This is a genomic window from Corynebacterium sp. CCUG 61414, assembly GCF_024453945.1.
GTDB classification, from domain to species: domain Bacteria; phylum Actinomycetota; class Actinomycetes; order Mycobacteriales; family Mycobacteriaceae; genus Corynebacterium; species Corynebacterium pseudogenitalium.
The window spans coordinates 82,258-102,493 of the sequence record NZ_JAGPYU010000005.1 but is presented as its reverse complement, the minus strand read 5'-3'; the positions used below and the strand labels follow the sequence as shown (position 1 = coordinate 102,493).

General features: G+C 59.4%; 15 protein-coding genes and 1 pseudogene. 6 read left to right on the top strand and 10 right to left on the bottom strand.

What is annotated here, in order from left to right; all coding sequences use genetic code 11:
* Positions 1-72: 72 nt before the first annotated feature.
* The 5 genes from KBX14_RS05960 to KBX14_RS05940 form a co-directional block, all read right to left on the bottom strand.
* Positions 73-804: a nitroreductase family protein gene (locus tag KBX14_RS05960; RefSeq protein WP_256042068.1), complete on the bottom strand. Its 732-nt coding sequence runs from the start codon at positions 802-804 to the stop codon at positions 73-75.
* Positions 805-827: 23 nt separating this feature from the next.
* Positions 828-3,638 carry an FAD-binding and (Fe-S)-binding domain-containing protein gene (locus KBX14_RS05955; RefSeq protein WP_256042067.1) on the bottom strand — a complete coding sequence of 937 codons (2,811 nt, stop codon included), beginning with the start codon at positions 3,636-3,638 and terminating at the stop codon, positions 828-830.
* A 12-nt stretch (positions 3,639-3,650) separates the two neighbouring features.
* Positions 3,651-3,950 (bottom strand): hypothetical protein, encoded by a 300-nt coding sequence (locus KBX14_RS05950; RefSeq protein ID WP_256021854.1) that lies wholly within the window; start codon positions 3,948-3,950, stop codon positions 3,651-3,653.
* A 4-nt stretch (positions 3,951-3,954) separates the two neighbouring features.
* Positions 3,955-5,307: a TRAP transporter large permease subunit gene (locus KBX14_RS05945; RefSeq protein WP_256042066.1), complete on the bottom strand. Its 1,353-nt coding sequence runs from the start codon at positions 5,305-5,307 to the stop codon at positions 3,955-3,957.
* Positions 5,308-5,477: 170 nt separating this feature from the next.
* Positions 5,478-5,993 carry a PepSY domain-containing protein gene (locus KBX14_RS05940; protein WP_256042065.1) on the bottom strand — a complete coding sequence of 172 codons (516 nt, stop codon included), beginning with the start codon at positions 5,991-5,993 and terminating at the stop codon, positions 5,478-5,480.
* 98 nt (positions 5,994-6,091) lie between these two features.
* On the opposite strand from KBX14_RS05940, the gene trpB reads away from it, so the two are divergent.
* On the top strand, positions 6,092-7,435 hold the full coding sequence (gene trpB, locus KBX14_RS05935; RefSeq protein ID WP_256042064.1) for a tryptophan synthase subunit beta: 1,344 nt from the start codon (positions 6,092-6,094) through the stop codon (positions 7,433-7,435).
* A gap of 1,105 nt (positions 7,436-8,540) precedes the next feature.
* Here trpB and KBX14_RS05930 read toward each other — a convergent pair.
* Positions 8,541-8,789, bottom strand: coding sequence for a hypothetical protein (locus KBX14_RS05930; protein WP_256042063.1), 249 nt, complete (start codon positions 8,787-8,789; stop codon positions 8,541-8,543).
* A gap of 9 nt (positions 8,790-8,798) precedes the next feature.
* Entirely contained in the window at positions 8,799-10,046 is a 1,248-nt protein-coding gene (locus tag KBX14_RS05925) for an inorganic phosphate transporter (protein WP_070478690.1), read from the bottom strand.
* Positions 10,047-10,233: 187 nt separating this feature from the next.
* On the opposite strand from KBX14_RS05925, the gene KBX14_RS05920 reads away from it, so the two are divergent.
* On the top strand, positions 10,234-11,511 hold the full coding sequence (locus KBX14_RS05920) for a Fic family protein (RefSeq protein ID WP_256042062.1): 1,278 nt from the start codon (positions 10,234-10,236) through the stop codon (positions 11,509-11,511).
* Between the two features lie 471 nt (positions 11,512-11,982).
* Here KBX14_RS05920 and KBX14_RS05915 read toward each other — a convergent pair whose 3' ends face one another.
* On the bottom strand, positions 11,983-12,210 hold the full coding sequence (locus tag KBX14_RS05915; RefSeq protein WP_256042061.1) for a hypothetical protein: 228 nt from the start codon (positions 12,208-12,210) through the stop codon (positions 11,983-11,985).
* Positions 12,211-12,259: 49 nt separating this feature from the next.
* Positions 12,260-12,562 (bottom strand): hypothetical protein, encoded by a 303-nt coding sequence (locus KBX14_RS05910; protein WP_256042060.1) that lies wholly within the window; start codon positions 12,560-12,562, stop codon positions 12,260-12,262.
* Positions 12,563-12,816: 254 nt separating this feature from the next.
* Between KBX14_RS05910 and KBX14_RS05905 the strand changes: the two genes are divergently transcribed.
* Together KBX14_RS05905 and KBX14_RS05900 are read left to right on the top strand one after the other, a co-directional pair.
* Positions 12,817-14,295 carry an anaerobic C4-dicarboxylate transporter family protein gene (locus KBX14_RS05905; RefSeq protein ID WP_256042059.1) on the top strand — a complete coding sequence of 493 codons (1,479 nt, stop codon included), beginning with the start codon at positions 12,817-12,819 and terminating at the stop codon, positions 14,293-14,295.
* A 15-nt stretch (positions 14,296-14,310) separates the two neighbouring features.
* Positions 14,311-15,654 (top strand): M20 family metallopeptidase, encoded by a 1,344-nt coding sequence (locus KBX14_RS05900; protein ID WP_370687069.1) that lies wholly within the window; start codon positions 14,311-14,313, stop codon positions 15,652-15,654.
* Positions 15,655-15,921: 267 nt separating this feature from the next.
* Here KBX14_RS05900 and KBX14_RS05895 read toward each other — a convergent pair whose 3' ends face one another.
* A complete protein-coding gene (locus tag KBX14_RS05895) occupies positions 15,922-18,807 on the bottom strand; it encodes a TrlF family AAA-like ATPase (RefSeq protein WP_256042057.1) in 2,886 nt (961 codons plus the stop codon).
* A gap of 182 nt (positions 18,808-18,989) precedes the next feature.
* On the opposite strand from KBX14_RS05895, the pseudogene KBX14_RS11310 reads away from it, so the two are divergent.
* Both KBX14_RS11310 and KBX14_RS05885 read left to right on the top strand, forming a co-directional pair.
* A pseudogene (locus tag KBX14_RS11310) lies at positions 18,990-19,190 on the top strand (transposase); the annotation flags it as partial.
* Positions 19,115-20,185 carry an IS3 family transposase gene (locus tag KBX14_RS05885; protein WP_256042056.1) on the top strand — a complete coding sequence of 357 codons (1,071 nt, stop codon included), beginning with the start codon at positions 19,115-19,117 and terminating at the stop codon, positions 20,183-20,185. The pseudogene KBX14_RS11310 and the gene KBX14_RS05885, both read left to right, overlap by 76 nt.
* Positions 20,186-20,236 lie beyond the last annotated feature (51 nt).

Here is a 20,236-nt window from a genome sequence, read left to right as displayed (position 1 = left end):
TTCGTGACCTGGGCTTTTACCCCCTCTTCAAACAGGGGAATTGCGTCCTTTGGCACTCGCCCCCCAAAAAAACTAGATCTCGAACCCCTGCCGCCGCGCGACATCGAGGGACCCGTCCTGTGGCATGGCGTGCGTCGGCAACCCTGCGCGGACTTGGCGGAAGAAGTTGTCGGACCTGCGGTTGGCGTCTCGGAGGTCGTAGTAGGTGGTCATCTCCTGGTCGTATTCCCCCAGCGCCTCGGACCAGCTCGCGGGGGCCTGGTAGGTGTTTTCCATGACGCGCAGCCGCGCCGGGATGCGCGGTTTGAGCTGTGGTTCTTGGCCGGGCCACCCCAGGGTCAGCCCGACGACTGGGAAGGTAAAGCGTGGCAGTTCCAGCAGGTCAACGACGGCTTGGAGGTCGTTGTGGATGTTGCCGAGGTAGTTGGCGCCCATCCCGAGTGACTCCGCAGCGTTGACTACGTTTTGGGCCATGAGGCAGGCGTCGGTAAATCCTTCGACGAAGGGGCGGGTGTGCCCGGCGGCTGAGGGGTCCTCCAACAGTGCGGCGTTGCGAGCGGTGTCCACGATGAACAGCAGGTAGACGGGCGCGCGCCCGACGTATTCCTGCTGCCCGATCTCGGCCAGCCTTCGCTGCAGGTCGTCGTCGGTGACGTGGATGATGCTGGCTTGCTGCAGGCCGCGCGAGCTGGCGGTGCGCATCGCGACCTCGAAGAGCTGGTCCAGCACCTCCTTATCGACGCCCCTCCGCTCAAACTCGCGGATCGTCCTGTGCTGTAGTTGGTGTTCGATGGTGTGGTTCATGCCCACACGCTACTTGAAATCGGCTACCCGAGCTCCTCTCGAAGCACATCGCGAACGATTTCGGCGACGTGCTGCGCCTGGGTGCCCGTGCCCTGCTCGACTTGGGTGCGGCAGGAGAATCCGTCGGCGACGACGGGCCCGTCGTGTTCCCTCACGCGCGGGAACAGCTCGCGTTCTCCCAGTTCCAGCGACATTTCGGCGTGGCCGTCTTCGAAGCCCCAGTTACCGGCGAGGCCGCAGCACCCGGTTTGGATCTGTTCCTCGTCGTAGCCGAGCGCCGCCAGGATCAGGGAGGACTGCTGTGGGTCGCCGAGTGACTTCTCGTGGCAGTGCACTTGGGTGAGGATGCTGCCGCTGTGCTTGCGCACCTTGCCCTCGGCGACGAGCTCCTGGATCTTCGGGGCGACGATTTCGGCGAAGGTGTGGGTGGCTTCGGCGAGTTCGCGGACGGCGGGGTCGGCGGTTTGGGTGGTGGCGTCGTGTTGCAGCATGACGGTGCACGACGGCTCCAGCGCGACAACCTGCAGCCCTTGGTCGAGGTACGGCTTGAGCACATGCGCGGAGTGCTCGAGCACGCGCCGCGTCATCGCGAGTTGGCCGGTGGAGTGCCAGGTCAGGCCGCAGCACACGAAGCCGTCGGGGATGATGACTTCGTAGCCGAGCATCTCCAGCGTTTCGACGGCCGCTCGCGCCGGGCCGGTGTTGAGTTTGTTGTTGAAGCTGTCTGGCCACAGCACAATCCGCTCACGCGAAGCTCCCGAACCAGCAGCCCCCGAACGCTTCCGCGCCCACTTCTGCAGCGACTCGGGTGCGAAGCTGATGAGCGGCCGCCCGGTGTCGACGCCGCCGAGTTTCGCGATGGCCGTCGAGACGCCGGGGGCGTGGAGAGCCCAGTTCGTGATGCGTGGCACGAGCGGGAGTTTGTGGGCGATGTGGCTGAGGATTGGCAGCCAGCCCATGAGGTAGTGGACGCGTGGGCGGACGCGGCCGGCGTAGTGGTCGTTGAGGAACTCTGCTTTGTAGGTGGCCATGTCCACGTTGACGGGGCATTCGGAGGCGCACGCTTTGCAGGAGAGGCACAGGTCGAGGGCGGTGGTGGCGTCGTCACCTGTGATGGTTTCGCCGCGGAAGAGTTCGGAGAGGATGCGGGCGCGGCCGCGGGTGGAGTGGATTTCGTCGTGGGTGATTTGGAAGGAGGGGCACATGGCGCCGTCCATGGAGCGGCAGGCGGAGACGCCGACGCAGCGGTTGACGGCGTCGGTGAAGCTGCCGTTGTCGCGTGGGAAGAGTTGGACGGGTGTGATTTCGTGGGTGCGTTGGGCGGGTTCCATGCGCAGGCCGTCGGTGACGGCGTCGGCCCAGACGAGGACGCCGGGGTTCATGATGCGCTGCGGGTCGAAGAGCAGTTTGAATTCTTCGAAGATGGCGCGCATTTCGGGGCTGTACATGGTGTGCAGCAGGGATGAGCGTGCGCGGCCGTCGCCGTGTTCGCCGGACAGGGACCCGCCGTGCTCGGTGACGAGTGCGGCGGCGTCGTTCATGAAGTTGTTGAAGTTGGTGATGCCCTCTGTTGAGTGGAAGTCAAAACTGATGCGGACGTGGACGCAGCCTTCGCCGAAGTGGCCGAATGGGATGCCGCGGTAGCCGTAGGTGTCCATGAGGGCGTAGAGTCCGCGCAGGTAGCTGGCCAGGTTTTCGGGTGGTACGGCGGAGTCTTCCCAGTTGGGCCAGGCTTCGCCGCCGTCGGGGAGGCGGGTGACGGTGCCTGCGGAGGCTTCGCGGATGCGCCACAGCGCGCGGGCTTCGGCGTGGTCGCTGACGACGACGGCGCCGGTGTGTTCGACGGTGGTGGTGAGTGCTTCGGCGGCGGCGATGGCTTCCTCGAGGGTGTTACCTTCGGTTTCGCAGTAGAGCCAGCCGCCGGCGTGGGGTTGGCCGGGGAGGTTCTCGCCGGCGTGTTCTTGCCCGTTTTTGCTGCGCAGCGCGTCGAGGAGGTCGCCGCCCATGCCTTCGATGGTGGCGACGCCGGGTTGGCGCAGTTTGGGGGCGGCGTCGGCGGCGGCGAAGACGTCCGCGAAGGACAGCACGGCGAGTGCGGTGTACTTCGGCTTATCGACGAGCCTCACGGTCATCCGCGTAATCACCCCGAGGGTGCCTTCGGACCCGGCGATGGCTTTGGCCATGTCGGTGCCCAGGTAGTGCAGTCCGTACCCGGAGACTTGGCGGGGGAAGCGCCCGAGTTCCCGCTGGATGATCTCTTGGTTTCGGGTGTAGAGGTCGGAGAGGGCGTCGTGAAGTGTGGGGTCGTCGCAGCCGTCGGCGCTGAAGGTGACTTCCCTGCCGTCGGCGAGGGCGAGTGTGATGTCGACGAGGTTGTCGGCGGAGGTGCCGTAGGCGACGGAGTGGGAGCCGCAGGCGTTGTTGGCCACCATGCCGCCGATGGTGCAGCGGGAGTGGGTGGATGGGTCGGGACCGTAGGTCAGGCCGTGGGGTGCGGCGGCGTCGCGGAGTTGGTCGCAGATGACGCCGGGTTCCACGGTGGCCGTTTTGGCCTCGGGGTCGATGTTGAGGATGCGGTTGAAGTAGCGGGAGGTGTCGATGACCAGGCCGTCGCCGATGGCGTTGCCCGCCACGGAGGATCCACCACCACGCCCCACGATGGACCAGCCGCGTTCGCGTGCGTAGGCGATGCCGTCGAGCACGTCTTGTGTGCTGCTGGGTTCGAGTACTGCCGCCGGGACGCGTCGGAAGAGTGATGCGTCAGAGGAGTAGGCGGCCCGGGTCGGCATGTCTTTGCGGAGCTTGGCCCGGATGGCGTGTGGCGTGGTGTTCATGCGTGTCCTCTGTTATTCTGCGCTGTTTTCGTCGCGGTGCTCGTGGAACTGCACTTCTTTGTCGCGTTTGCGTTGTTCGCGTTGTGCTCGGAGCGCTTCTGGGCGGTAGCCGAGCACGAATGCGGATACTGCACAAAGTGTAGCTGCGCCGAAGACCCATGGCGCGAGCGCCGCTTTGGCGCCGGTGATGGTGTCGCCGCTGCCGGTGACAAGGCCGACTGCCTGCACACCGACGAGTGCGAGCCCGCCGAGGAGGAACGCGGCGAGGAAGAGGTAGAACAGGATGTAGAAGAGTTTGAAGATTGGGTTCATGGTTTTACACTCCTGGTACGTAGACGGGGACCAGTCCCATGCCGACGAGCCACGCCAGCAGGATCATCGGCAGGACAAAGTAGATGATGAGCGGGATGAACATCTTGGTCGGGTTGGCTTCCGCCATCGCGGCCGAGAGGTAGATCGGCGCGCCCACGGGTGGCGACGCCCCCTCCGTCGAGGTGCACAGCAGGGTGACGACGATCGCTACCGTCGGGTCGATGCCCACCGCGGTGAGCGCCGCGACTGCCGGGGCACCGATGGCGGCTGCCGTCGCGGTGGAGGATAGCGGGGTTGCCACGACGACGGCGAGCACGCCGACGACGAGGATCATGACCCACTTCGGCAGGTCCATTGCCCCAAGCGTGTTGGAGAGCTGGTCGCCCACACCGAGTTCCTCCATGATGGACGCGGCCGCGAGCGCTGCGAACAGCGAGATGCCGACGGTGGCGAAGCTCGGTAGGTCACGGACGATTTGCGCCCTGAACTGGGCGTTGTTGCGGCGGATGCGGCCGGCGCCCTCGATGAGGGCGATGAGCGTGATCAACACCGGAACCCACACGATGATGGAGATGGCCTTGATGCCGTCCTCGCCGACGCCGGTGGAGTTTTTGAACCAGTTGGCCAGCGGGCCGATGGTGAGCAGCACCGGGATGATGATGCCGAGGAAGATCGACGGCGAGCGCCACCCCTGCGCCCACGCCTGCCCGAACGGCACGATCTGCTCCTTCGGGGTCTTGGGGATGCGGTCCTTCTTGGTCCAGAAGAACACGACCGCCAGGCGGTACAGCACTGCGTACGCGCCGGCGCAGGCCAGCGCCACGTACACCTGGCTTGCCGACGACGCCGCAGCCGCCGGCATCGCCAGAATGATGAACATGGTGGAGTTCGGCGGCAGCGCCACGCCCAGGCCGGAATTACCGGCGACCAGCGTCGCTGCCCTGTTGGAGGAGAAGCAGGTCTGCTTCATCCACGGGATGGTCACGGAGCCGACCGTGGCGGAGTTGCCAGCGGTCGATCCCGCGATGAGTCCCATCATCGCCGAGGCCAGGGTGGACACGTAGCCCGCCCCGCCGCGCAGCCGACCAAAGATCGAGTTCAGGATGGTAATTAGCCTGTCAATCAAGCCCGTCGACTGCACAATGATCCCCATGAACACGAACGCCATACCGGCGAACGTGACCTCCGAGGAGACGGCCTTTTTAATTCCCAGCCACAGCAGCTCTGGCGCCCTCGTTCCGCCGACGAGCGCCACGCCGACCAGGCCGATCAGCAGCGCTTCTGCAATATTGCGCTTTAGCAAAACATTGAACACAACCGTGATCGCGATGAACACTATCAACGCAACGATGCCCATGTTCACTCCCTTCAACTCCAATTAGTGACGCGGCACACATTACGCGCTGCATGTTGCTGTAGCTACAAAATCCAACTAATTATCGACGCCCCTCCTCCCCCATCAACGCAAAAACCCGGGCGGGTGCGTTGTTGCACCCACCCGGGTTTGACCCCCGGTAGCGGTAATCCTTACTTCGCCGGCACGTTCACTTCGGCCAGGTCGGAGCCGTCCGGGTTATCGATGCTGACTTCCCACTGCAGTACGCCGTTGTCTTCGTCGAGTTCGGCGGAGTCGAGGATGCCGTCGTGCTGGCTCAGGGCGTCCTTGATGGCGTCTTCAATGGCGACGGTTGCCTGGCCCGCCTTCGCGACGTCCTCGGCGTCCTGCTCGGACTCCTTTTCCATCACGTGGTTGCCGTCGACATGCAGCTCAACGATCTTGTCCTCTGCCGCGACCTTGACCTCGAAGGTGTTGGTGTTGTTCTCGCGGTCGATGGCAATGACGGTGCCGAATGGTCGCGCCGCCTCAATCGCGTCGTACGCGGCGTCGTTGGTGGCCTCGCCCGCGCTTTCCGACGCTACGCTGGTCGCCACCGTGGTCTCCGGAGCCTCCGTCACGGTCTTCGTCGCTGGTGCCTCGTCCGTGCCGTTCGAGCAGCCTGCGAGCAGTGCCGCCGCGGCCAAGACTGTCAGTGTGCGTTTCATGATTGCTCCTTCGTTCGGGTTCAGAAAGCCCCCACACTACCTGTTTTGGAGGTAGAGTGTCGCACAACAAAGGTTCACAAACGCGGAGGAAATTCACCATGACCGATGTGGAAAAGATTGAGCGCGACACGCTTCTACCTGCATATTTCGGAGAGTTCGGCGGACAGTACGTGCCCGAGCCGCTCTACCCGGTGCTCGATCAGCTCGAGCGCGCGTTCGTGGACGCCCGCGAGGACAAAGAGTTTCTCGACGAGCTCTCGCGCCTCCAAGCGAAGTTCCTCGGCCGACCGACTCCGGTCTACGAGTGTGCCAACCTGCCGAGGGTTGGGGCGTCGAAAATTTTCCTGAAGCGTGAGGACCTCGCGCACGGCGGCGCCCACAAGGGCAATCAGGTGCTGGCGCAGGCGCTGCTCGCGAAGCGGTTGGGCAAGAACCGCCTCATCGCGGAGACCGGCGCCGGCCAGCACGGCACCGCCACCGCCATGGTCGCAGCGCTGATGGGTATGGAGTGCACGATCTACATGGGCGCGCAGGACGTCGCCCGCCAGCAGCCGAACGTGCGCCGCATGCGCCTGATGGGCGCGACTGTCGTCCCCGTCACCAACGACACCGGCGGCTCCATGTCCAACGCCATCGACATCGCCCTGCAGGACTGGGTCGAGCACATCGACTCCACCCACTACGTCCTCGGCTCCGCCTGCGGCCCCCACCCATTCCCGACCCTGGTCAAGGAGTTCCAGGCCGTCATTTCGCGCGAGTCCCGCCAGCAGATGCTTGAGGACACCGGCCGACTCCCCGACGCCGTCATCGCCGCCGTCGGCGGCGGCTCCAACGCCATCGGCGCCTTCGCCGAATATCTGAAGGACGAGCCCGGCAACGCCGACGTCAAACTCATCGGCGTCGAACCCGCCGGCGAGGGCCTGGACACCGACCGCCACGGCGCGCCGCTCAACCACGGCAAGCTGGGCATCCTGCACGGCTCCCGCTCCTACATCGTCACAGGTCAGGACGGCGAAGTCCTCCCAGAGTCCTTCTCCGTCTCCGCGGGCCTGGACTACCCGGGCGTCGGCCCCGAGCACGCCTACCTCCGCGAGATCGGCCGCGCCCAGTACGTCGCCGTCACCGACGAAGACGCCCTCCAGGCCTTCCGCCTGCTCTCCCGCTACGAGGGCATCATCCCCGCCCTCGAGTCCTCCCACGCCCTGGCCTACGCCCTGAAGCTCGCCGAAGTCGCCGACGCCGACGGCCACGAGCTCAACCTCCTGGTCAACCTGTCCGGCCGCGGCGACAAGGACCTCGACTACGTCTACAACATCCTCGGCGACCAACTCTTCGACGACCCCGAGCAAGCCCCCATCGGCGACCTCCACATCAGCGAGGTCCTCGCCTCCATGACCAGCTCCTCCAACGAACGCGAGGCCGGCCACACCGTCGCCCACTAGTTTTGGGCTGTTTGCTGTGACGTTTGGGCCCCTTCGCTGCTAGCGTGGGGGCCTTTTTCTTTGCTTTCGGCGTGCCTGTGAGTTGCCTGTGCGTTCCCCGTGCACCACTTTCGGTTTTGGCCATTGCGGCGACCTGGGCTTTTCCACGCGGCCCCTCCTAAAACCCTGGAATCTGGTGCGCGCCTCCTCGCAGCAGTGCCAAAGGACGCAATTCCATCTGCCGGATCAGGCAAAAGCCCAGGTCGTGAAAAAGGGGTTACGTCCTTTGGCACTCACCCTGCCCGCGAAGACACCACATTCCTTCCCGCCCAACCTGCGACCTGGTCTTTTGCCCAGGCGCCCTCCCGAAATCCTGAAATCTGGTGCGTCCAACCCCCTCACCAACGCAAAAACCCGCACCCCCAGCCACGAAAGCTAGGGGTGCGGGCTCAAACCCATTTGCAATTATGCCCGTGGAAGGACTGCGAGCGGTAGCACGTCGATGCCGGTGGCAACGCCGTTGTTCTCGTCGCGGAACCACGTGCGGATTTGGTTGATCAACTGCATCATGTGGGTCCCTCCTTTCAAAGTGTGAAGGTTGTTAACCTTCTGTTCACGTTGAGGTAACTCTAGGGCCACAAAATTAGTTTGTCAACACCCACTATTGGCGTGTCGCAGGTATTTCTGGAACGAGCCCCGGTGGCCAGCACACTCATTTCCCCAGGCTTGAGCCGAAGAGCAACAACTCGTTTATGGTGGGGTATGACATGAAGCAACCCAATGCCTCCATGTCAGCGTAAAGGCGAAGCCCCTCACCCGCCGCCAAGCAAAGTGAAGGGCTTCGTGAGACTAGTTAGTCGGCCAACCGGTCAGCTCGCGGACAACATCCGCGAGCAGTTTGGCCACTAACGCCATAAAGGTCCGGATCGTAATCGCACCGATTGCTATCCGGGCCTTTCCCTGATTCTCGGGCAATCAGGCTCTACGGCTGAACCGCAGAAATACCCCGATCCATTCAAAGCGTGGGATTAGAAGCGTGCGATGCAGGTCGCGCATTCGCACCGGCCCGGGTCGATTTTCGGCGACCAGCGTCGCACTCCTTTAGCACCTCGACCGGAACGAAAACCTACAAGAACGGGTACGGGTCCCACCCGGTGAAGTATTCGATCCGTTCGCGCGCGATCAACAGGATCGCGGCGACCACGGCCACGAGCACAATCGCCAGGAACACCCACCCAACGACCCGCCGCACCCCGCTCGCCGCAGTGCCGTCTTCAGCGGGGGAGAGGAAGTGGATGCTCATCGAAAACAGGGTGGGCAGTCCGGCGCCGAGGAGCAGGCCTACGCCGAGGACCATGAGTAGTGATTTCAGCATTGGTGTCTCCTATTTGCCCAGGTGGTGGTTGAGTCCGTGGGTGGTGTCGACGATGTGTGCGGGTCCGGTCGGGCCGGTTTGGGGGCCTTCGGGGCCGTCGATTGGGTCCCAGTCGTCGTTGACGTTGTCGCGGTGCACAGGCTGCAGTTGCGCGCGGTAGAACATGTAGCCGCCGCCGATTGCGAGGATGACGGTGAGGAGGATGCCGCCCCAGACGAGGTCGCCTCCAATTGTCGACGCCCACTTCGCCACCCACCACGTGACGAAGGAGATGGCTGCCGCGATCGGCAGTGTGGTGATCCAGGCGAGCGCCATCCTTCCGGCGACTCCCCAGCGCACCTCACCCTTTGGGCCCGTGAGCCCGGAGCCCATGATGGAGCCGGTGGCGACGTGGGTCGTCGATAAGGCCATGCCGAGGTGGGAGGAGGTCAGGATGATTGCTGCGGAGGATGTTTCGGCGGCGAGGCCCTGTGGCGGGTGGATCTCGACGAGCCCTTTGCCCAGTGTGCGGATGACGCGGAACCCGCCCGAGTAGGTGCCGATGGCGATTGCCAGGGCGCACGCTGCTTGGATCCAGAAGGGCATGGTGTGGTCGGCGTCGAATTGCCCGGCGGCGACCATGGCGAGGAAGATGACGCCCATGGTTTTCTGGGCGTCGGACGTGCCGTGCGCGAGCGCGACGAGCGACGCGGTGCCGACCTGCCCCCAGCGGAAGTAGGTGTCGCGGTGTTCGTGTTCGGCGTTGGCGGTGAGTCGGTAGACCAGCCACGTCGCGACGGCCGCGATGATCCCCGCGACGAACGGCGCGAACACGGCCGGCAGGATGATTTTGTCCAGGACGCCTTCCCACACGACGCCTCCCCACCCGATTGCCGCGATCGCAGCACCAATCAGCCCACCGAACAGCGCATGCGAGGACGATGATGGAATCCCGTATAGCCACGTGAACAGGTTCCACATGATAGCGCCGGTCAGCCCGGCGAACACCACGAGCAGCAGCTTTTCGGATTCGATGGTGTTGGACAGGTCGAACCCGTCCAACTTCACGATGCCACTCGCCACCGTCTTCGCCACCGCCACCGACAGGAACGCACCTATTAAATTAAGGACGCCCGCGAGCGCCACCGCCGTTTTCGGCTTGAGCGCCCCCGTCGCGATGGATGTGGCCATCGCGTTCGCCGTGTCGTGAAAACCGTTCGTGAAGTCGAAGAACAGTGCCACAGCGATAATCAGAATCAGAAGGATAGTGATACTCACAACCTGGCATTATTCTCCTCCCCCGCCGGGAATGAAACTCTTTTCCACTTTTTACCTATTGTTCACCTCCCACCAGGCCTTTTCCCAGAGCGTCCGCCGGTTGTTCACCTTCTGGGGGCTGGCGTGGGGGTGTGTTCGTGTTAGAGTCTGTGCCAATGAGGACACGCCGAGGTTGGGGAGGTGTACCGTGAACGATTCCGCTGCGTACGTTCCGTTTCCGACGTTTGCTGAGTGGTCCAACCAGGCGAATGGGCATGGGGCGTTTGAGCGACTTGCTGCCGAGTTTCGTCGTTTCGGCGCGGAGCAGCGTGCTCGCTATTCGCGTGAGTCGACGCGCTTTGCTGCCGTCGATACGAATGCGATTGAGGGGGTGTTTCGTTCGGATCGTGGTTTTACGTATTCGGTGGCGAAGCAGGCGCATGGTTGGGAATCTGCGATGGAGGAGCGCGGTGTCCATGTGCGGCCGTCGTTTGAAGCGGCGATGGACGGCTACAACTTGGCGCTTGATGTGGCTACGGGCTGCTGGCCGTTGACGGAGGCGTTGATCCGTCGCCTGCACGAAACGATCATGGCGAGCCAGAAGCAGCCGCTGCAGCGTGGCGTGTATAAGTCGCAGCAGAATTCCCCGGTGCGTCCGGATGGTTCGCAGCACGTGTACGCGTCCCCGGAGGAGACGCCGAGTGAGATGCGGCGCCTGGTGGAGCAGTGCCGTTCGGATGCATTTGAGGCGGCGCATCCGGTGGTACAGGCGTCGTATGTGCATTATGCGTTTGTGTGCGTGCACCCGTTTGCTGATGGCAATGGGCGTGTGGCGCGCGCGTTGGCGTCGGTGTTTTTGTACCGGGATCCGGGTATCCCCCTTGTAATTTTCGACGACCAAAAGCACCACTACTATGACACCCTCGAGAGCGCCGATGCGGGTGTGTTCCGCCCGTTCATCGATTTCATTGAGCAGCGAGCGATCGACACGATGAACGTCGCGATGCTCGAACTCGGCGGCACGGACGACGTCGATTCCGCCCTCGCCGACCTCGGCGATGCCCCCGCGCTCCGCCTCGCGGACACGGTGTTCACGGAGCTCGAGCGCCAGTTCGGTGCACTCCAGCACCACCCACTTTTCGACGCCACCATCGCCCGCACCTGCACCACCCCAACCTGCGCCGATACCGGCTACCTCCCCGTCATTGCCGACGCCGACGGCTTTTCCTTCTCCCTCACGCCGACCTCATCTTCCGGCTCCCAAGTGACCGCGAACTTTAGCGTGTTCGCCGACCCGCAGGCTACCGATCGTCCCGAATACATCGTGACTTGTACGTATGCGCAGCCATCTGGTCGTCCTGGTCCACGGAACCTGGAAGTGTTTCGTCGCGAGCTCACCCCGGACATCAGCCTGAGCCTGACTGCCCGCATCCGCGCCTGGTCGGCAGCCGTACTCGCCGACGCGGTGCGGGCGTTCAAGGGTTAGCTCGCCCCTGTTAGCTCACCACGGCAACCCCACAAACACGAACGGCACGACCTCTGTGCATTCAAAGCGTTCGATTAGAAGCGTGCGATGCAGGTCGCGCTTTCTCACCCAGCCCGGCCGATTTCCGCTGACCTGCATCGCACTCCTTAAAGCGCACGCTTTTAACCCGGCTCGAGGGGCACCCGAAGTACCAGAGTGGCTAAGAGGGCTTCCTGAACATTAGCTGTGCACCACAATCCCCGACGTGACGGCAGTGACCTGGGCAAATAGAACGTCGGCAAACAGGAAACCCGGATTTTGGTGCGCCACCGGCCAAACCCAAGCCGGAACACGAAAAACTCCCCTACCAGCACCCTGGAGGGGAGTTTGTGAAGTGTATTAGAACTTCAGCAGGCCTACCTGCTTCGCGCCGAAGGCCAGTGCGCCCAGGCCGGTTGCCGCGACGGCGATCCAGGTGATGATCCAGCCTGCCTACGTAGCCTTATATGCTTCCTCGCCTGAGGATCCGGCCTTGAGTGAGCCGGCAGCCATCTTGCCAGCACCTTCCGTGTTAGGGACGGGGCCAGTTCCATTGACGGCCCAAAGGCCAATGAGTTTACCTACTTCATACGCAACGTCCTGTTCTTCCGCCTGTGCTGGCGCTGCTGCGAGGGACATGGCGGTTGCGGCAGCGAGGGTTGCTGCGGTGATGCGCTTCATTGCGTTCTCCTAGTTGGTGTCGTGAATTACTTGTGGGCAGTTTGTGGGTTTAGCGTGGCAGCGGGATGGTGCCGGCAGGGAGGACACCCGCAGCCTGTGCAACCAGGCCGATGATGCCCAGGCCACTTGCGGCGACTGTTGCCCAAAGCACGAACCAGCCGAACTGAGTCCAGTTGTAGGCGTCCTCAACGCTTGAGCCCGCGTTCGTCGAGCCGTTGATCGTTTTTAGGGACGATGCAATTGCGCCTTCAGTGTCTGGGATGAAAATCTCGGCGTTTGCTGGCGCAGCGGAGATGCCTCCGGCAATGGACGCTGCGGCGACCGCAACGGCGATAGTGCGCTTCACGTTCATAGGAACTCCTCAGTGAATTAGTGGGAAAAATACAGATCGCCTTTATTTAACCCCCCAATCATTTGTCAAGTTTGGGCCGGTCAGCGGCCGAGCCTAAAGATCGCCGTCAGCCCCGCCCGCGCGCGCAAAATACCACTCTCCAGCCATTCATTGGTGTGACTTTTCTCAGGTAATTAGTTTCTGAATAAATATTTAATTTGCCTATTTCAAACTTAAGATAGATAAATATATGACATACCGCTAAGGAGATTCTTATGGCATGGGTTTTACTTGCCGAACTTGCGGTAATGCTGGCGTGCATCTGGTTGGGTTCACGGCACGGTGGCATCGCCCTCGGCTTCTGGGGAGGCATCGGCCTTCTCATTCTGACATTTGTTTTTCGAGAGACACCGGCAAAGCCGCCTGTGGACGTGATGCTGATCATCCTGGCAGTCACGTGCGCGACAGCGACGATGCAAGCTGCTGGTGGTATTGATTTCTTCGTCCGGATGGCGGAGAAGATCATTAAGCGTTACCCGGAGCGCATCACGTTTATTGCTCCGATGGTGGCGTATATTTTCACGTTCGCTGCTGGTACCGGCCACATTTTGTACCCACTGTTGCCGGTTATTCACGATACGGCGCTTCGCAACGGTATCCGCCCCGAGCGTCCAATTTCAGTCAGTGTTGTTGCAAGTTTGCAGGGCATTACTGCGTCCCCGGTGTCGGCTGCGATGGCTGCGTTCATTGTGGTGGTTGAGGGCGCGGGCTATTCACTTCCGAAGATTATGCTGATCGCGGTGCCGGCGACGATCGTCGGTGTGCTGGTCGCTTCGCTTGTGATGTTGCGGTACGGCAAGGAGTTGGAGGATGATCCGGAGTTCCAACGCCGTGTGGCAGCTGGTGAGGTTGAGGACATCCCGCTTCTCGTGAAGGCGCAGCGTAAGGCAAAGCGGGAGAAGATCTCGGTTGAGCAGGCGAAGGATCAGATCCTGGCTTCCTCAAAGGGCTCCGTGGCGGTGCTTGAGGAGACGGAGGGGGCGTCGGCAAGTATTGGTGCCGACGGCCGTCTCGAGGAGGACGTCACCGCTGAGAAGAATGGTGCACGGCCGGGTTCCCCGCGGATCACTGCTGCGATCTTCCTGGTAACAGTCGTGCTTGTCGTGCTCTTTGGCGCAATTCCAGCACTTCGTCCTCCAGGGGAGGAAGGAAAGCCGTTGAGTATTGCGGTGCTGTTGCAGATTCTGATGCTCTCGGCAGCAGCGATCATGGTTGCGGTGACGCACGTGAAGGTCGGCGCGGTTGCTACCTCTTCTATTGCGAGGACCGGTTTGATCGCGATTGTGGGTATTTTCGGCCTCGCGTGGCTGGGCCTCACAGTTATTGAGGCGAATGAAGACTTTATCGTCGGCGGTCTTGAGGGTCTTGTTTCGCAGTACCCATGGATGTTCGCTATTGCCCTGTTTGCGTGCTCGATTGTGCTGTTCTCGCAGGCGTCGACAACACGCACGTTGATGCCGCTTGGTCTTTCCCTTGGGCTCGCGCCGGGTCTGTTGGCTGGTATGTGGCCGGCCGTCAACGGCGCATTCTTCCTGCCGACGTACGGCACGATCGTTGCGGCGATCAACTTCGACCGGACTGGTACTACCCGAATCGGAAAATTTGTATTCAATCACTCGTTCATGCTGCCGGGCGTAGTGGCGATCGTCGCCGCTGTCGCTACAGGCATGGCACTTGGCTCCATATTTGGTTAAAAGAAAGGAATCATTATGTGCGATATGCACGAACCAACTCCCCCGAACCCGGCATTTACGCAGCATCTCGCTGCAGAGACGCAGATCGCTAAGGAGACAATGCGCTACCATGCGCCGACGGCTGAAGGTGCGCCGAAGGAGCTGTGCGATCGGCTCGAAGAGCTTGTCGACGCCCACTCCGACACCATCATCGGTCTGTCTCAATATCTTCACGCGAACCCAGAAACCGCATTTGAAGAATACGGTTCGGTCAAGCGCATCGCTGAAATCCTGAAGGAGCACGACCTCGATGTCGAGGTCGGCGTCTATGGAGTAGAGACCGCGTTTGAGTCCCACCTCGTCAACGGGGACGGACCTACGATTGCGATCCTGTCCGAGTACGACGCACTCCCGGAGATCGGACACGCTTGCGGCCACAACGTGATGGCTGCAACCGGTCTGGGCGCCTACCTTGCCCTGGCAGCACTCGTCCGCGAGAACCCGGATGCGTTCAAGGGCACCGTGAAGTACATCGGCACCCCAGCTGAGGAGGGCTCGTCGGGCAAGGAGGTCATGGCCCGCGGCGGCGCATTCAAACCAGAGGACATGGACGCGTGCATCATGGTCCACTCCTACGGCTACGACTTGGCGGACCAGGTCTGGCTTGGACGCCGCGTCCTGAACGTCACCTTCCATGGTGTTGCCGCCCACGCTTCTTCGCAGCCGTTCATGGGCCGGAATGCGCTTGACGCTGCAGCAATGACGTACCAGGGCCTCGCGGTGCTGCGTCAGCAAGTCCCTCCGTCAGATAGGATCCACGCGATCATCACGAAGGGCGGTACCCGCCAATCCATCATTACTGAGGAAGCGGAGATGAAGTTCTACGTCCGCTCCAAGTACCCAGACACGCTGAAGGACCTTTCACGACGCGTCGAAAACGTCGTGAAGGGCGCTGCGCAGATGACCGATTGTGGCGTCGACATCGAATGGGACTACAGCCCCGCAACCCTCGGCGTTCGTGCAAACGACCAACTGGTTTCCCGCTGGGTCGAAGCGCAGCGTCGCCGTGGCCGCGAGCCACTGCCTCGCGGCGTCGTGTCCGAGATCCTCGCCGCATCGACGGGCTTCGGCAACGTCTCGTACCGAGTCCCGGGCATCCACCCGCTGATCAAGGTCGCGAACGAGGATCAGGCTCTGCACACCCGCGAGTTCGAAGCATCCGTCGGCACGGAAAAGGGTGACCGCGGTGCAGTCGACGGCGCATACGGGCTGGCTCAAGTCGCACTGGACTTCCTTACCGACGCTGACCTGCGCAAGGCAGTGAAGGACGAATTCGAAGCTGCAGGCGGCTCCATCGACGTCGAGCACTACTTCGACTAACAACCTTCGACTAACAGTCAGAACCTTGAAGGGCGACATCCAAGGGATTGGGTGTCGCCCTTCTTGCGGTGTCTCACCTGTTCACTCTGTGTTCGTCTCGTGGAAGAGAACGCAGTCTAATCCTCCACAGAGCAAAAACAGCCTCGGTGGAATTAGTGAGGAAATTCTTCGACAGATATGTAACCGGCAGTGGGAACGACGCATGCATTATCGTTGGCACGCGGCTAGAACCGGACATTTACTTCTCGAAGACCCAGAGGTCGGTCACTACAGGTTGTACTTTTGTCGTCGTTTGATGAATGCCGTCTCACCTCCGTCCAGGATTTCTACGACGTGTTCCCTAATACCGGCTCGATCGAGTTCGAAAGGCGCTTTAAGATCTTTCCCGGACTCTTCAAGTGCACCTGACAAATAATCGAAGGTACGGCCTGCCTCATTTGGTCGGTCGTCACCATTCCTGTTTGCCACTAGTACGAGTTCTGCATCAGCACCAACGACCAGATTCGCATTATGGGTAACCATAATAATTTGGCGCCTGCGTTTTTGTTGTTTCAAAAAGGAAACGATTTCGGAGAAGATGGACTTGCTATCCAGGTCGTCTTCCGGCTGATCAATCAACAGTGGCCATGTTTCGCTTGAGTCGCTCAAAATCAGTGTGAGGGCGAAGAGCGCCTGCTTTCCTGGGGTCATTGTTGATTGTTTGAATCCACCAATGGTGTCGCCATCCATCTCTGCAGAGAACCGGAAATCAGGAGACATTTTCAGGACAGATTTTGCAACGATCTCCGGATCGGAGCCCTTGCGGAGTGTGATTTGTTCAGACGCCAGTAGCTCTAGGAAGTGACCAGGGTTGTTCTGGATATTTTTGATGCGTACGTGCTCATCGTCTTCCAAAACACCATTGTTCCCCCGTTTAGAAATCGGTTTAAAGACTGATTCGAGGTTCTCCTCTGTAAACTGACTCTCCAGTGAGAGTTTTAGTTTTTCCTCTACCAAAAGCCTTTGGGAGTTAAAATCGTCGACTGTTTGCTGTTCTAGGTCAATCCTGTTCGAAATCAGTTCGCTGATGGTTTCAGAGCAATGAGAAAGCTGGTTCTCTGCTTCTTTCTTTTGCTCCAGGTGCTTATTGAGCTCGTTTTGCTTGTTTTCAATCTGGAAAATCTTTTTGCGCTCAGCATCGATTGCTGAGTTGCTTTTAACTCGTTCAAATAAGCTCTTGTGTGTGGAGAGAAGTTGGGTAAGTTGTTTCTCGCTCTCTTTGATCAACGCTTTGTTATTACTGATTAACACGGCTATTTCGCTGCCTAGTTTGATCTGAAGAGATTTCTTTGCATCGGAGACTATTTGATTCAGGGGTGAAAGGTCCTCTGGGTAAGCGACCTCCGCGAGCTCTTGAAAGTTTACCTCCAGGCGAAGGAATTCAGACTTATATGCAGGCTCACCGGAATTAGATGTTGTGATTAGAGATTCTGCGAGCGATACGATCTTCTTTGCACGTTCAATCTTCTCTTCAAGGGTTTTGATTTCGTCCTGCGCGGTCTTGCTTTGTGCTAGTTCATCCGGGGTAAGATTCGCTGACTTGCTTAGCAATGCAACTTGATTTTCGATTTTCTCCTTTTCATTAGAGAGAGCCTCAGCATCTGGAAGTTTTTTGATCGCAGCAGCTATTGATTGAACGGAGGACCAATGATTGAACCATTCGCCTACCGCAGAATCAATTTGGTTCTGCAGCGTCTTTATTTCATCTTGATTCGTTCTGTACGACTGATATAACTTTTGGTTCTTCTTCTCTATTGCGGGAACAATGTATTCATTCACTTGTTCGGGCTGGGAGCTGAGTTGGTTGAGAAAGTTTTGTGGAATATAGACTAGGTAGCCTCCTTCGTCGGATCCATTTCGCCAGTTGATTTGGCAGAAGTCGTTTTCCACCGTGGACCACTTATAACCGGCGGCAGGTCCTGGCTCGGTGATTCCACATTTTTTCTGTGCTTGAATCGTCCCATCTTGGGAGATGGCGTAAGCGATGTGCGAAAGTAGAGAAGACTTGCCAGAAGATCTGCTTCCAATGATGGCATTCAATCCTGGGTTGAGCTCAATTCGTTGCGGAAAATTAGCGGTGTTTTTGAATTCCACAGAATCGATTACTAAATAGTCTTCTTTAGCATCAGGTGATAGCTCCTGCAGCATCACCCTACTGTCTGGTTCTACTAAAGTTTGTAGTAGCCCATCCCATGTGGGCTTAGCTTTCACCCAAGTTGTCTCTGCCTGATTATCTCCTTCGTGAATTGTTTTTCCGAGTGCACTCTCCAGTCGTTCGAAGCTATGCGCATCGCAACCTCCGAATGTCGGATGGGGTGCAAATGTTCTATCATCTGAGCTAGACCGTACTTCGGGTCGCAGCCAGTGATCGCGGCTACTCGAGTTCGCAAAAATCCCGTGAACGCGAAGGTCGATTTCATCAATTAAAACGGCGTTTCGGTCCTTTGGGCTTTCTTTAGCACCGGAGGCCTTGTCTTTTCCTGGGGAGATCCCGTCCTTTTTCCCCGAGGCAATCAAGTAAGTGGCATCGTACAAGTTGGAGTCTGTGATGCCATCGAAACTAGCCTTAGCTGCCTCGATGCAAGCTTCAAGCGATACCGAGAATGATTTAACCGCGTCTTTATCCCAGTCTCTTGTATCCCAAACTGATAGCTTCCTAGTGGCTAATGCGGATGACTGGATTAGTTTTAGGTTGCGTAGGAAGTTCCCAGCTTCGTCTTCGGTGAGGCTATCCGGAAATAGCATATGAAAGTTGACGTGCTGGCCTGAACTATTCACAGCATTGGGGAGTCTGAGCTCAAGGTTAGGAAAGAAGACCTTTTGATCTTCAGGGTAGCGATTCTTGTATTCCTTGATAAAAGCAAAGTACGTATCGAAAGTGAAGTAGTCGGTTATGCCGATAACGTCTACATCCGAGTTGTGGATGATTTGACAAAATTTATCCCAAATCTCTTTGGAGCCAGCCTCCGAGTGATTGATGGTTTTACCGTTGATCTTGTACTGATCATTTAAGCGAGTACCGGGAGCATGCACATGCAGGTCCCATTTCCGCCATTCTGACCCTTTGTTTAATGCCCGTCCAGCGAAGCAGGTAGCAGTAGTCTGATTCATCATCTTGAATTTTCCAATTCCCCGGGGCCGCCTTCGCGTAGTCAACCCGATTGTCTTGAAGTGTTCGTGCGCAGCATCGATTTTAGCCTGCTCGGTTGTGTGAACACACTAGGCGGACCTGACCCCCGTTAGGTAGACACCTCTGAAACCGACAACACAGCGTCGGAGAAAGGTAACCTACCCTAATGCCACGGAAAACATATTCGGAGCAATTCAAGCGCGACGCCGTCGCCATGTACGAAAACACGCCAGAGGCCTCACTAAAAACCACGGCCGAAGACCTAGGCATCAACCGCGCCACACTACGTGCGTGGGTCCAACGACTCGGTACCGGCGCGAAGGCCCGATCCCTTCAAACAACAACACCTGCCAACGAAGCAAAAACGCTGACGGACGCAGAACGACTTCGCCAGCTCGAACGCGAAAACGCCAAGTTGAGAGAAGAACGCGACATCTTGCGCAAAGCAGCGAAGTATTTCATGGAAGAGACAAACTGGTGATCCGCTTCCGGTTTGTTGATGACCACCGCACCGAGTACTCGGTCAAGCGGATGTGCACGGTATTGAATATCAACCGAAGCTCCTACTACAAGTGGAAAGCCACCAAGCCCAGGCGGCAACGTCGCCAGGTGGCCGATGCACTCCTGGGAGTAAAGGTCAAGACGATCTTCGAGGAAAAAGACCAACTCTACGGTGCCAAACGCATCGCCGCTGAGCTAAACTACAGTGACAAATACCCCGATAATGATCCGGTAAACCACAAGCGTATCGCCCGGATTATGCGCATGTTGCGCCTGCGTGGCTACACGAAAAAACGCAAAGTCACCACCACGCGATCCGCCCGCAACCGGAAGGTGTTTGCCGACTTAGTCAAGCGTAACTTCACAGCACCAGCAGCCAATACGGTCCTTGTCGGCGACATTACCTACCTACCGGTTGCCGGTGGGGCGAACATGTATTTAGCAACGGTGATCGACTGTTACTCCAGGCGACTTGTAGGCTTCGCGATTGCCGATCACATGCGCACTGAGCTGGTAGAAGAAGCACTCGAGCATGCCTGTCGTAGCCGTGGAAGTCTTGCTGGGGCGATTTTTCACTCAGATCACGGCAGCGTATATACCTCGTCGCAGTTTCAGGCGACGTGTCGCCGACTGCAGGTAACCCAGTCGATGGGTGCGATTGGCACGAGTGCAGATAGTTCGTTAGCGGAGTCATTTAACGCGACGTTGAAGCGAGAAGTACTCAAGGACAACAAAGTCTTTGCAAACCAGTTGATATGTCGCCGCGATGTCTTTGCGTGGTGCGTGCGTTACAACACCAGCCGGCGCCATTCTTGGTGCAAGTATTTGACTCCTTGCGAGTACGAATCTCGTTGCGCGTAGCGATGCGCTAGACTCGAACCCATTATTTGACCACCCCATGGTGTCTACTTT